The organism is Pseudomonas guariconensis (assembly GCF_015680235.1).
Lineage (GTDB): Bacteria > Pseudomonadota > Gammaproteobacteria > Pseudomonadales > Pseudomonadaceae > Aquipseudomonas > Aquipseudomonas guariconensis_A.
In genome coordinates this window covers 50,365-63,423 of the sequence record NZ_JADLJL010000027.1, presented here as the reverse complement: position 1 = coordinate 63,423, position 13,059 = coordinate 50,365, and the positions used below count along the sequence as shown (strand labels likewise).

At 65.7% G+C, this 13,059-nt stretch carries 11 protein-coding genes; 5 read left to right on the top strand and 6 right to left on the bottom strand.

Features of this window, described 5'->3' with window-relative positions; translation table 11 throughout:
• Positions 1 to 77: 77 nt before the first annotated feature.
• Both IRZ56_RS17535 and pap read right to left on the bottom strand, forming a co-directional pair.
• The gene (locus IRZ56_RS17535) at positions 78 to 1,040 is read right to left on the bottom strand and encodes a DMT family transporter (RefSeq protein ID WP_196146095.1); all 963 of its coding nucleotides are present in this window, start codon (positions 1,038 to 1,040) and stop codon (positions 78 to 80) included.
• A 157-nt stretch (positions 1,041 to 1,197) separates the two neighbouring features.
• Positions 1,198 to 2,691 carry a polyphosphate:AMP phosphotransferase gene (gene pap, locus IRZ56_RS17530; protein ID WP_196146094.1) on the bottom strand — a complete coding sequence of 498 codons (1,494 nt, stop codon included), beginning with the start codon at positions 2,689 to 2,691 and terminating at the stop codon, positions 1,198 to 1,200.
• A 181-nt stretch (positions 2,692 to 2,872) separates the two neighbouring features.
• On the opposite strand from pap, the gene mnmC reads away from it, so the two are divergent.
• The 5 genes from mnmC to IRZ56_RS17505 all read left to right on the top strand — a co-directional run bounded on the left by mnmC (position 2,873) and on the right by IRZ56_RS17505 (position 10,332).
• Complete coding sequence (mnmC, locus tag IRZ56_RS17525; RefSeq protein ID WP_196146093.1) at positions 2,873 to 4,849, top strand: bifunctional tRNA (5-methylaminomethyl-2-thiouridine)(34)-methyltransferase MnmD/FAD-dependent 5-carboxymethylaminomethyl-2-thiouridine(34) oxidoreductase MnmC; 1,977 nt, start codon at positions 2,873 to 2,875, stop codon at positions 4,847 to 4,849.
• Positions 4,850 to 5,076: 227 nt separating this feature from the next.
• Positions 5,077 to 6,864: an N-acetylglutaminylglutamine amidotransferase gene (locus IRZ56_RS17520; protein ID WP_196146092.1), complete on the top strand. Its 1,788-nt coding sequence runs from the start codon at positions 5,077 to 5,079 to the stop codon at positions 6,862 to 6,864.
• Positions 6,865 to 6,867: 3 nt separating this feature from the next.
• Positions 6,868 to 8,610, top strand: coding sequence for an N-acetylglutaminylglutamine synthetase (ngg, locus tag IRZ56_RS17515; protein ID WP_196146091.1), 1,743 nt, complete (start codon positions 6,868 to 6,870; stop codon positions 8,608 to 8,610).
• A 154-nt stretch (positions 8,611 to 8,764) separates the two neighbouring features.
• Positions 8,765 to 9,949 (top strand): osmoprotectant NAGGN system M42 family peptidase, encoded by a 1,185-nt coding sequence (locus IRZ56_RS17510; RefSeq protein WP_196146090.1) that lies wholly within the window; start codon positions 8,765 to 8,767, stop codon positions 9,947 to 9,949.
• 155 nt (positions 9,950 to 10,104) lie between these two features.
• The gene (locus tag IRZ56_RS17505) at positions 10,105 to 10,332 is read left to right on the top strand and encodes a YheU family protein (protein ID WP_196146089.1); all 228 of its coding nucleotides are present in this window, start codon (positions 10,105 to 10,107) and stop codon (positions 10,330 to 10,332) included.
• Positions 10,333 to 10,344: 12 nt separating this feature from the next.
• On the opposite strand, the gene csrA is transcribed toward IRZ56_RS17505, so the two are convergent.
• From csrA to IRZ56_RS17485, 4 genes are all read right to left on the bottom strand, one after another.
• Positions 10,345 to 10,521 (bottom strand): carbon storage regulator CsrA, encoded by a 177-nt coding sequence (csrA, locus tag IRZ56_RS17500; protein ID WP_196146088.1) that lies wholly within the window; start codon positions 10,519 to 10,521, stop codon positions 10,345 to 10,347.
• Positions 10,522 to 10,638: 117 nt separating this feature from the next.
• Complete coding sequence (locus IRZ56_RS17495) at positions 10,639 to 10,971, bottom strand: YnfA family protein (protein ID WP_196146087.1); 333 nt, start codon at positions 10,969 to 10,971, stop codon at positions 10,639 to 10,641.
• A gap of 74 nt (positions 10,972 to 11,045) precedes the next feature.
• On the bottom strand, positions 11,046 to 12,239 hold the full coding sequence (locus tag IRZ56_RS17490; protein ID WP_196146086.1) for a hypothetical protein: 1,194 nt from the start codon (positions 12,237 to 12,239) through the stop codon (positions 11,046 to 11,048).
• 47 nt (positions 12,240 to 12,286) lie between these two features.
• Positions 12,287 to 13,021 (bottom strand): molecular chaperone, encoded by a 735-nt coding sequence (locus IRZ56_RS17485; RefSeq protein ID WP_196146085.1) that lies wholly within the window; start codon positions 13,019 to 13,021, stop codon positions 12,287 to 12,289.
• Between the last annotated feature and the right edge of the window lie 38 nt (positions 13,022 to 13,059).

Below are 13,059 nucleotides of genomic sequence, written 5' to 3'. Positions count from 1 at the left end.
AGCCGGCTCCCACCCCGAGCGTGCCAACCCGGATCCAGTGGGAGCCGGCTTGCCGGCGATAGGGCCGGTACCGGTTATCAATGAGCCCGGGCCAACCGCGCCCGCCGGGCGCGCCACCCGGCCACCAGCGAGGGCCCCAGGGCCACCAGCGCCGAACCCAGCACCACCGTCACCGCTCCCACATACCCCAGGGCATTGATGTCCTCGGCATGCACGTACGCCGGCCACAGCCAGGCCGCCAGAGCCACCGCGACGAAAGTCACCAGTGGCGTCAGCGCCAGGGTCGCGCTCACCCGCGAAGCCTCCCAATGGGCCAGTGCCTCGGCGAAGGCGCCATAGGCCACCAGGGTATTGAGGCAGCATGCCAGCAACAGCCACCCCTGCAGCGGGCTCAACTGCAACGCTTCCAGCGGGTGCACCCAGGGCGTGAGCAGCACCGCGCAGCACAGATAGATCACCATCATCACCTGCTGCGAATGCCACACCGTCAGCAGTTGCTTCTGGCTCAGGGCATAGAACACCCAGATGCTGGTGGCCAAGATGATGGTCAGCACGCCGGTGGTGTAGGTGCCCAGCGAGGTCAGCAGCTCTTCCAGGCGCTGGTTGAAGAACAGGCCGAAACCGGCCAGCAGTACCAGCAAGCCCATGCCCTGCCCCAGGCTGAAGCGCTCCTTGAACACGAACACGCTGGCCACCAGCAACAATACCGGGCCGAGCTGTACCACCAGTTGCGCGGTCCCGGGGCTGAGCAGGTTGAGCCCGACCAGGTACAGCACGTAGTTGCCCACCAGACCGCATACGGCCACCGCCACCAGGCCATAGCCCTTGCGCCCCAGCTTGTCGAACGCCGGCAGGCGCCGGTTGGCCGCGAGCCAGGCGAACAGTAGGCCGCCGGACACCAGCAGGCGGTACCAGGTGACGGTCACCGGGTCCATGACCTGCAACACCTGCTTGAGCTTGATCGGCAGGATGCCCCAGAGCAACGCGGTCAAAAGTGCCAGGAACAGGCCATAGACCCAGCGTCCGGAAGAAATGTGCATAGCGTCCTCGATCAAGCCCATGGAAAGGGTGGGCAAATTCTAAGGGCTTGGAGTGCCGCACTGAGAGAAAGTGGCGCGAAAAGAATTCATCGGGTTATTCCGGGAAGGCATGGATGCCGGTGCCGGCCCGATTGCGGGGGTCGGCACAGTCAACGATTCACTTCTTGTCTTTCGCGAACGCCGCCTCCAGCGCCTCGTTGATCGTTCTGAGCACCTTCACCCGTGCCCAGCGTTTGTCATTGGCTTCCACCAATGTCCAGGGTGCGATCTCGGTGCTGGTCCGATCGACCATGTCCCCCACCGCCTCGGCATACACATCCCACTTGTCGCGGTTGCGCCAGTCTTCCTCGGTGATCTTGTAGCGCTTGAAGGGGATCTGTTCGCGCTCCTCGAAGCGCTCCAGCTGGGTCTGCGGGTCGATCGCCAGCCAGAACTTGACCACCACCACACCGGCACGGGTCAGCTGTTCCTCGAAGTCGTTGATCTCGCCATAGGCGCGCATCCAGTCGGCCGGGGTGCAGAACCCCTCGACCCGCTCCACCAGCACCCGGCCATACCACGAACGGTCGAAGATGGTGAACTTGCCGCGCGCCGGGATATGTCGCCAGAAACGCCACAGGTACGGCTGGGCGCGCTCCTCCTCGGTGGGCGCGGCCACCGGCACGATGCGGTACTGGCGGGGGTCGAGCGCAGCCGCCACGCGGCGGATCGCCCCGCCCTTGCCGGCCGCGTCGTTGCCCTCGAACACCGCCACCAGGGCATGCCGGCGCATCTGTTTGTGACGTAGCAGGCCGGCCAGGCGCGCCTGCTCGGTCACCAGTTGCTCCTGGTAGTCGGCCTTGTCCAGGCGCCGGCTCAGGTCCAGGGCACCGAGCAGGCTCTTCTGGTCGATGCTGCGGCCCAGCGGGGCGACGTTGCCCTGGTGCTTGGCGCTCGGCGCGCTGGCCAGCGCGGCCTGCAGGCTCTCGAGCAGAATGCGCCCCACCGCCAGGCTGCGGTAGTACGGGTCGGCCCCCTCGATCACGTGCCAGGGCGCATAGTCACGGCTGGTGCGGCGCAGCACACGCTCGCCGAAACGCACGAAACGGTCGTAGGTTTCCGACTGCTGCCAGTCCAGCGGGCTGATGCGCCAGCTGTGCAACGGGTCGTCCTTGAGCGCCTTGAGCCGGGCCTTCATCTGTTTCTTGGACAGGTGGAACCAGAACTTGATGATCAGCGCGCCTTCGTCGCAGAGCATCTGCTCCAGGCGCTCGGCACCGGTGATGGCCTGGTCGAGCACGGCGTCCTTGAACAGGCCGTGCACCCGCCCCTGGAGCATCTGGCTGTACCAGTTGCCGAAGAACACGCCCATCCGCCCTTTCGGCGGCAGGGCCCGCCAGTAGCGCCAGGCCGGTGGTCGGGCCAGTTCTTCGTCGGTCTGCTGGTCGAAGGTGCGCACCTCGATCAGGCGCGGGTCCATCCATTCGTTGAGCAACTTGACCGTCTCGCCCTTGCCGGCACCCTCGATGCCGTTGATCAGCACGATCACCGGGAAGCGCGCCTGCTGCTTGAGTTCGTACTGGGCCTCGAGCAGCGCCTCGCGCAATGCGGGCACTTCAGCTTCGTACGCGTCCTTGTCGATGCTGTGTCCTATTTCGGCGGATTCGAACATGGGTGGCCTTGCTCCTTCAATGGATAAGCAAGACTAGCGGATTGCGCGCCAGGCTTCAGGCTCCGATCGCAGCGGGTGGATCTCGGTGGGAGCCGGCTTGCCGGCGATTGGGCCGGTACAGCCAGCGAAAAACCGACAGATGCCTTAAAATCGCCGACTTTCACCGCAACCCGAGCCACCCATGCCTGCCACCACCCACGCCCAGATCGACTGGGACGACCAAGGCCGCCCCCATTCGCGCCAATACGACGACGTCTACTTCTCGAAGAACGAAGGCGTGGCAGAGACCGAGCATGTCTTCCTCGAACAGAACCGCCTGCGCGAGCGCTTCGCCGACCTGGCGCCCAACGCATGCCTGGTGATCGGCGAAACGGGCTTTGGCACCGGCATGAACTTTTATTGCGCCTGGCAGCTGTTCGCCGAACAGGCCCACCCCGAAGCGCGCCTGCAGTTCGTCAGCGTCGAGAAATACCCGCTGACCCGCGAGGACCTTGCCCGCGCCGTGCAACTATGGCCGGACCTCGCGCCCTATTGGCAACCGCTGCTGGAGCAATACGTGGCGGTACATGGGGGCTTCCAACAGTTCACCTTCGACGGCGGCCGCGTCACCCTTACCCTGCTGGTGGGCGACGTGCTCGAACAGTTGCCCCAGCTCGACGCCCCGATCGATGCCTGGTTCCTCGACGGCTTCGCCCCGGCGAAGAACCCCGACATGTGGACGCCGGAGCTGTTCGCGCAGTTGGCCCGGCTTTCGCGGCCAAGCACCACCCTCGCCACCTTCACCACCACCGGTTGGGTGCGCCGGGGCCTGATCGCCGCAGGTTTTGCCATGCGCAAGGTGCCCGGTATCGGCAAGAAGTGGGAGGTGATGCACGGCGAGTTCCAGGGTTGGCCGGCCGAGCAACCGCTGCCACCGGGCATCGCGCCCTGGTATGCCCGCCCCGCCCTGCCCCAGGGCCCACGTCATGCCTTGGTGATCGGCGCGGGCCTGGCCGGTAGCGCCACCGCTGCGAGCCTGGCCACCCGTGGCTGGCAGGTCAGCGTGCTGGAGCGCCACGACGCCCCGGCCCGTGAAGCCTCGGGCAACCCCCAGGGCGTGCTGTACCTGAAGCTCTCGGCCCATGGCACGGCGCTGTCGCAGATGATCCTCGCCGGCTTCGGCTACACCCGGCGCTGGCTGCAACGCCTGCAACCCGGCCAGGCCTGGGACGCCTGCGGCGTGCTGCAGCTGGCCTTCGACGACCAGGAAGCCCAGCGCCAGGCCAAGCTGGCCGAAGCCTTCGACAGCAGCCTGCTGCAAGTGCTCGACCAGGCCCAGGCAGAAGCTGTCGCCGGCGTGGCGTTGCCGGCCGGTGGGCTGTTCTATCCCGAAGGTGGCTGGGTGCATCCACCCGCCTTGTGCCAGGCGCAGTTGCACCATTCGAACATCCGTTTGCTGGCGCATCATGAGGTGATCGAGCTGCGCAAGGCCGACGACCTGTGGCAGGCCTGGGACGGCGAACGGCTGCTGGCCAGCGCGCCCGTGGTGGTACTGGCCGGCGCCGCCGAGGTGCGCCGCTTCGACGCCTGCGCCGCGCTGCCGCTCAAGCGTATTCGCGGGCAGATCACCCGCCTGCCGGCCACCGAGGCCAGCCGGGCGTTGCGCACCGTGGTCTGCGCAGAAGGCTACGTGGCACCGCCTCGGGGCGATGAGCACACGCTGGGTGCAAGCTTCGACTTCCATAACGACGACCTGACCCCGACCACCGCCGAACACCAGGGCAACCTGGCCTTGCTGGAGGAGATCTCCACGGACCTGGCCCAGCGGCTGCACACCGCCGCGCTTGACCCCGAGCAGCTGCAGGGCCGGGCGGCGTTTCGCTGCACCAGCCCCGACTACTTGCCGATCGTCGGGCCGGTGGCCGATGCTCAGGCGTTCGCCGAGGCGTATGCGGTGCTGGCCAAGGATGCCCGGCAGGTGCCAGACACCCCTTGCCCGTGGCTCGACGGTTTGTATGTGAACAGCGGGCATGGCTCACGGGGCCTGATTACCGCGCCCCTATGCGGGGAATTGGTGGCGGCCTGGGTGTGTGGCGAACCACTGCCGGTGCCCCGGGCGGTGGCAGAAGCATGCCATCCGAACCGGTTTGCGCTGCGCCGGTTGATTCGCGGTAAATAATCCAGGCCCAATCGCGGGGCGAGCCCGCTCCCACGGAGGTCTCGTTCTCCCACAGGTCTTTCGACTGCAACAGCCCCTGTGGGAGCGGGCTTGCCCCGCGATTGGGCCAGCATTGCCACGCCTATATAACAGATCGATCTAAAACTCTCGCAAACCCCATGGGTCAGTTCCTTATGTGCCTCATTTCGGGGGCACATATTCCCCAACGGCAAAACCGGTAAGGACCTATGTGCGGATTAGCAGGAGAGTTACGTTTCACCCCCATCAACCAAGCCCCTCGCCCGGCGGACCTCGCCGCGGTGGAGCGCATCACCCACCACCTGGCGCCTCGTGGCCCCGACGCCTGGGGTTTTCATAGCCAGGGCCCGATCGCCCTCGGCCATCGACGCTTGAAGATCATGGACCTGTCCGACGGCTCGGCCCAGCCGATGATCGACAACACCCTGGGCCTGTCGCTGGCCTTCAACGGCGCCATCTACAACTTCCCTGAGCTGCGCGAAGAATTGCAGGGCCTGGGCTACAACTTCTTCTCCGACGGCGACACCGAAGTGCTGCTCAAGGGCTATCACGCCTGGGGTGCGGCGCTGCTGCCCAAGCTCAACGGTATGTTCGCCCTGGCCATCTGGGAGCGCGACAACCAGCGCCTGTTCCTGGCCCGCGACCGCCTCGGGGTCAAGCCGCTGTACCTGTCGCGCAACGGCGAGCGCCTGCGCTTCGCCTCGAGCCTGCCGGCCTTGCTCAAGGGCGGCGACATCGACCCGGTGATCGACCCGGTGGCGCTCAACCACTACCTCAATTTCCATGCCGTGGTCCCCGCACCGCGCACCCTGCTGGCCAACGTGCAGAAGCTCGAGCCAGGCACCTGGATGCGCATCGATCGCCATGGCGAGGTGCAGCGCGAAACCTGGTGGCAACTGCACTACGGCCCACACCCCGACGAACAACAGCTAGGCCTGGACGACTGGACCACCCGCGTGCTCGACGCCACCCGCGACGCCGTGGCCATTCGCCAACGGGCCGCGGTGGACGTCGGCGTGCTGCTCTCCGGCGGCGTCGACTCGAGCCTACTGGTAGGCCTGCTGCGTGACGTAGGCGTGGACGACCTCTCGACCTTCTCCATCGGCTTCGAGGATGCCGGCGGCGAGCGCGGCGACGAGTTCCAGTATTCGGACCTGATCGCCCGCCACTACGGCACCCGCCACCACCAACTGCGCATCGACGAGCGCGAGATCATCGAACAGCTGCCGGCGGCGTTCCGCGCCATGAGCGAGCCGATGGTCAGCCATGACTGCATCGCCTTCTACCTGCTCTCGCGGGAAGTGGCCAAGCACTGCAAGGGCGTGCAGAGCGGCCAGGGTGCCGACGAGCTGTTCGCCGGCTACCACTGGTACCCGCAGGTCGATGGCGCCGAGGATGCCTACAGCGCCTACCGCGACGCCTTCTTCGACCGCAGCCACGCCGAATACCGCGACACCGTCCAGGCCCGCTGGCTGTTGGAGACCGACGTGGCCGGCGAGTTCGTCCGCGAGCACTTCGCCCGCCCCGGCGCCGGCGAGGCGGTGGACAAGGCGCTGCGCCTGGACAGCACGGTGATGCTGGTAGACGACCCGGTCAAGCGCGTCGACAACATGACCATGGCCTGGGGCCTGGAAGCGCGTACGCCGTTCCTGGACTACCGCCTGGTGGAACTGTCGGCACGCATCCCGGCGCGCTTCAAGTTGCCCGACGGCGGCAAGCAGGTGCTCAAGGCCGCGGCGCGGCGGGTCATCCCCCATGAGGTGATCGACCGCAAGAAGGGCTACTTCCCGGTGCCCGGCCTCAAGCACCTGCAAGGCGCCACCCTGGACTGGGTGCGCGAACTGCTGACCGACCCGAGCCAGGACCGCGGCCTGTTCAACCCGGCGATGCTCGACCGCCTGCTGAGCAACCCCCATGGCCAGCTGACGCCGCTGCGCGGCTCCAAGCTGTGGCAGCTGGCAGCCCTGAACCTGTGGCTCAGCGAACAAGGAATCTGACCGATGAAAGCCCAAACAGCCTATGGCCAACGCCTGCTACGTGGACAAGCGCCTTCCTACGAGCGCCTGCAGGCCCGCCTGGCAGGCGATGGCAGCGAACCCCACGACCAGCCGCGCGCCGTGCACTGCGGCTGGGGCCGCCTGCTGATCGGCCACACCTACCCGGACCCGGCGGTGCTGGCCGAGGCGCTGTTGGACGAGTGCCCCGGCGAGCGGGATATCGCCCTTTACGTGGCCGCGCCACAACAGTTGTTGGCCCAGGCGCCGCAGCAGCTGTTCCTCGACCCCTCGGACACCTTGCGCCTGTGGTTCACCGACTACCGCCCGGCGCAACGGGTGTTCCGCGGCTTTCGTATCCGCCGCGCCCAGGCCGAGGCCGACTGGCAGGCGATCAACGCCCTGTACCAGGCCCGCGGCATGCTGCCAGTCAACCCTGAGCTGCTCACGCCCCACCACCTGGGTGGCCCGGTGTACTGGTTGGCCGAGGACGAAGACACCAACGCAGTGATCGGCAGTGTCATGGGCCTGAACCACAGCAAGGCCTTCGACGACCCTGAGCATGGCAGCAGCCTGTGGTGCCTGGCGGTGGACCCGCAATGCAGCCGGCCAGGCGTCGGCGAGGTGCTGGTGCGCCATCTGGTCGAGCACTTCATGAGCCGTGGCCTGGCCTACCTGGACCTGTCGGTGCTGCACGACAACCGCCAGGCCAAACGCCTGTACAAGAAGCTGGGCTTTCGCAACCTGCCCACCTTCGCCGTCAAGCGCAAGAACGGCATCAACCAGCAGCTGTTTCTCGGCCCAGGGCCAGAAGCCGAGCTCAACCCTTATGCCCGTATCATCGTCGACGAGGCCTTGCGGCGTGGCATCGAGGTGCAGGTGGACGACGCCGCCGCGGGCCTGTTCACCCTCAGCCTGGGCGGGCGACGGGTGCGCTGCCGCGAATCGCTGAGCGACCTGACCAGCGCCGTGACCATGACCCTGTGCCAGGACAAGCGCCTCACCCAGCATGCCCTGCACAACGCCGGGCTGAGGGTGCCGGTGCAGCAGCTGGCCGGCAATGCCGACGATAACCTGGCATTTCTCGAAGAGCACGGCGCGGTGGTGGTCAAGCCGGTCGACGGCGAACAAGGCCAGGGTGTGGCGGTCAACCTGACCACCCATGAAGAGATCAGCCAAGCGATCGAACAGGCCCGGCGCTTCGACAGCCGGGTGCTGCTGGAAAGCTTCCACCCGGGGCTGGACCTGCGCATCGTGGTCATCGGCTTCGAGGTGGTGGCCGCGGCGATCCGTCACCCCGCCCAGGTGGTGGGCGATGGCGAGCACAGCATCAAGGCGCTGATCGAGGCCCAGAGCCGCCGGCGCCAGGCCGCCACGGGTGGAGAAAGCCGTATCCCGCTGGATGAGGAAACCGAGCGCACCCTGCGCGCTGCGGGGCTGGCGTACGACAGCGTACTGCCGGCCGGGCAGCGCCTGGCGGTGCGCCGCACGGCCAACCTGCATACCGGCGGCACCCTGGAAGACGTCACCGAGCGGTTGCACCCGGTACTCGCCGATGCAGCGGTGCGCGCAGCCAGGGCGCTGGATATCCCGGTGGTCGGCCTGGACCTGATGGTGCGCGATGCCGAGCACCCGGATTACGTGATCATCGAGGCCAACGAGCGAGTCGGCCTGGCTAACCACGAACCGCAACCCACGGCCGAGCGCTTCATCGACCTGCTGTTTCCCCATAGCCGGGCGCTGGCCTGAGCAACGCCGTACCGGCCCAATCGCCGGCAAGCCGGCTCCCACAGGGATCGCAAACTGTGCAAGACAGCGCAGGACAGGTGGGAGCCGGCTTGCCGGCGATTGGGCCCTCGAGGCCATGCCAATACATTCATTGACCCAGAACGGAGGCCAGGACATGTCCGACCGACATCCCGAACCCGATCTCGACTACCTCAAGCGCGTGCTGCTGGAAATGCTCGCCATCCCCAGCCCCACCGGCTTCACCGACACCATCGTGCGCTACGTGGCCGAACGCCTTGAGGAGCTGGGCATCCCGTTCGAGCTGACCCGCCGCGGCACCATCCGCGCCACCCTCAAAGGCCGGCAGAATTCTCCGGACCGCGCCGTCTCGGCGCATGTCGACACCATCGGCGCCAGCGTGCGCCAATTACTGGACAACGGCCGCCTGGCTTTGGCGCCGGTGGGCTGCTGGTCCAGCCGCTTCGCCGAGGGCAGCCGGGTGAGCGTGTTCACCGACACCGGCGTGTTCCGCGGCAGCGTGTTGCCGCTGATGGCCAGCGGGCACGCCTACAACACCGCCATCGACCAGATGCCCGTCAGTTGGGAACACGTGGAGGTGCGCCTGGACGCCTATTGCGCCACCCGCGCCGACTGCGAAGCCCTGGGGCTGGCCATCGGTGATTTCGTGGCCTTCGACCCGCTGCCGGAGTTCACCGAAAGCGGCCACATCAGCGCCCGCCACCTGGACGACAAGGCCGGCGTGGCGGCGCTGCTGGCGGCGCTCAAGGCCGTGGTGGAAAGCGGCCGCCAGCCGCTGATCGACTGCCACCCACTGTTCACCATCACCGAGGAAACCGGCTCCGGCGCCGCCGGGGCGCTGCCGTGGGATGTCAGCGAATTCGTGGGTATCGACATCGCGCCGGTGGCGCCAGGGCAGGCGTCCAGCGAACATGCGGTGAGCGTGGCCATGCAGGATTCCTCCGGGCCCTACGACTATCACCTTTCACGCCATCTGCTGAAATTGGCCGGCGACCATGACCTGCCGGTACGCCGCGACCTGTTCCGCTACTACTTCAGCGATGCCCACTCGGCCGTGACCGCAGGCCACGATATCCGCACCGCGTTGGTGGCCTTCGGCTGCGATGCCACCCATGGCTACGAGCGCACCCATATCGACAGCCTGGCCGCCCTGAGCAAGCTGTTGGCCAGCTACCTGCTCAGCCCACCGGTGTTCGCCAGCGACTCGCACCCGGCCAATACCTCCCTGGAGCGCTTCAGCCACCAGTTGGAGCATGAAGCGCAGATGGAAAGCGAAACACGGGTGCCGCCGGTGGACACCTTGGTGGGAAACAAGACCTGAAGACTGCAGGGACGCCCGGCTGTCGGCGTCCCCATCTGAAACGGCGCAGGACAGGTGGGAGCCGGCTTGCCGGCGATTGGGCCCGCATGGCGTTCGCGCTACAGCTTTGCGTCAATCTGTGGGAGCATGCCCTCTTCCAGCCAAGACCGTGAATCATGCTGATCCCCTACGACCAACTCGAAGCCGACACCCTCACCCGCCTGATCGAAGACTTCGTCACCCGCGACGGCACCGACAATGGCGACGATACGCCCCTGGAAACCCGCGTACTTCGGGTGCGCCAGGCATTAGCCAAGGGGCAAGCGTTCATCCTCTTCGACCTGGAGAGCCAACAGTGCCAACTGCTGGCCAGGCATGAAGTGCCGCGGGAGTTGCTCGAGTAGCCTACACCATCATCAGCCTTTGGTCTGTTTGGCCTTGATTCGCCGGTATACCTCCTCCCGGTGCACCTGCACATCCCGTGGCGCGCTGATACCGAAGCGCACCGCATCGCCACGAACCGACACCACCTTGATGTGGATATCGTCCTTGATCATGATCACCTCCCCGGCCTTGCGCACCATCACCAACATGCTCTGTACCTCCAAACCAACGGAAAACCAGAGACTGCCTGGGGTACATTCGGCCGCACAATGCATCGACCGGCATTTAGATGCTTCCTACAGAAACCGGTAACTTTCCCTACAAACTCAGCCTTGTTGCAGGCGAGGTCCGAACACGATGACGGTCGCTCCCAGTACGCACAGCAAGGCGCCGATCCAGTCGCTGCCCAGGGGGCGGGCACGCTCCACCAGTGCCAGCCAGAGCAGCGAGGAAACGATGTAGATCCCGCCGTAGGCGGCATAGGCGCGACCGGCATAGGCCGCCTCGACGCGGGTGAGGATCAGACCGAAGACGGTCAGACTGAGGAGCGCCGGCACCACCCACCAGGCGCTCTTGCCCAGACGCAGCCACAGGTAGAAGGCGTAGCAGCCGCCGATCTCGAACAGCGCGGCCGTAAAGAACCAGAAGTAGTTGATCATGCCAGGAATGCTTGCCGTTGAAGAACGCACAGCATACCTGAGGGATCGAACGCTATGTGTTCGATCCAGGTCATTCAAATATCCGCATCGAAGATCACCGTGACCTGCCCCTTGTAGGTGGTGCCAGGGTATTTGAGCATGCTAGCTAGGTTCGACTCCCTGACGAAGAAGCGCAAGGAGCCACGTTCATTGGACACAACCGTCGTAGTGGTGAATCGATACTCTCGCCCTGGAGCGATGTTCAGCCTTTGGACTGGCCCCGAGCCATAACGTACATTGGGGGGCAAGGTGAGTTCCAACCACGTGGGCGCCCTATGGGGCCCATTGCTGATCTGGCACAAACTGAGCCCGGGCAATTGATCCGAACACACCGTGGATACCTTGAACGGCCCAGCCGACGACAGGCGGAACGGTATCTCCCGCTCGATGTATGGCGGAGTCCCTCGTCCGACCCAGCTGCGCCACCCGCCTGGTGGCTCCAGCAAGGCGCGATCGGCCCCCGGAGGGAAACGCACCACGAGCGGCTGCTGCACGATGAACTCGATATCGACGCTCATGCTTTCCTGGTTGAGATCCGTGACATGCGACCCGAAACTGAAATCGCGAGTCGTTCCCTGCCCCGCCGTGAAATTCGTCGTCCCTCGGTAGGTACCCACGGCCATCTTCTCTGGCGAGCGCACGGTCAGCTTGTAAGCCGCGCCCATGCCGCTGACCCGGCTGTACGATCTCAGCCCAGGGCTCGCGCCTTTGCCGCCCAATGCAGCGCAGCCGCCACCCGATGTGCCCAACCGCCAAATGAAAGCGCCTCCCGAAGAATCTGCGAAAGCGTGCAGGGCAGTGCACCCTCCCGCGACCTCGTAGGTATTGACAGGGTTCAAGGAAAAATCGAAACGGTCCGAGTCGGCCTTGACGCCGTTGTAGATGGACACATGGGTGAACTCGATGAGCATGTCGTGGGTGTCTCCCGTGCGCTCATTACGCACGGTCACCGTTCGTGACTTTGGCACACCGACATAGAACCTGTCCTGCAGGTAGCCCGCCGAATGGACCGACTCTTTCCGGTACTGGAACGGCAAGTTCATGGCCCCCATGACTCGCTCCGACTGGCACAGCGACAACCATCGCCCGCACGGCCCGTCCCGGCCCAGTTCCACGACGACGCCGGTGGCCGGCCGGTAGGTCGCCCTGATCGTGGCATCCGCCCCTTCGGCCCACTTGGGCAATAGGAAGAGGATGAGCAGGAGCGACAAGGTGGTCACCTTGCGCACTCGGTCACATCGAGGGCCGCAGCTCACCGTCATGCAGTTCCAGGCCCTCATTCCTTGAACGCCAGCACTTCACGCTTGCTGCCCTCTTGCAATTCGAACCGGTATTCACGCCCGGGCTGCTCCGGGAACTTGCGCGTCACGCCGGGCAACAAATGGTGCTTGGTGGGGTCCACGCAATCACGCCCCGCCACGGCGCAATGACGGAAGTTATCGAGCACCACGGTGGCATTGCCGTTGTTGGTCACCACCAGTTGCCCGCCCTGCTGGGTCATCGGCGTCTGGTAGCGGCTGCCCGTGGGACGAACGAACAGCAGCGTGCCGTAGCCGGCCAGCAGCTGAACCCCGGCCTTGAGGCTGTCGCGATAGTCCTGGGCCTGAGCCTCGCTGAGCGAGAAGCCATCGTCCTTCTCGGGCAGCACCGGAATGAAACGCAGGCGGAAGTAACGCTCCTTGTCGCGCTCGCCGCGATACAGCAAGCGCACCGATTGCTGGCCGCGTGCCGGCACGATCAACCGGGCCGGGCTGGCGACCACGCCACGCTGTTCCAGAGGTAACTGCTCGAGGTCCACTTCCCGGGGCTCGCCATCCTGGTCGTAGACGAGTTCGGCGACGCTGACCTTGATGAAGGCCGTGGCCGTGCCACTGTTGTAGATACGTTTTAGCGCAGTGCTCTTGCCCTCCTCCAGGTAATCGTAGAGCCCACCGACGTTGATCTCCGGCGCCGCATGGGCGGCCAAGGGCACCAGCAGCAGGGCCAGGCACACAGATTTGAATACTTGCATCGTCAACCTCACACTTTCACATTGAGCAAACCCACGGC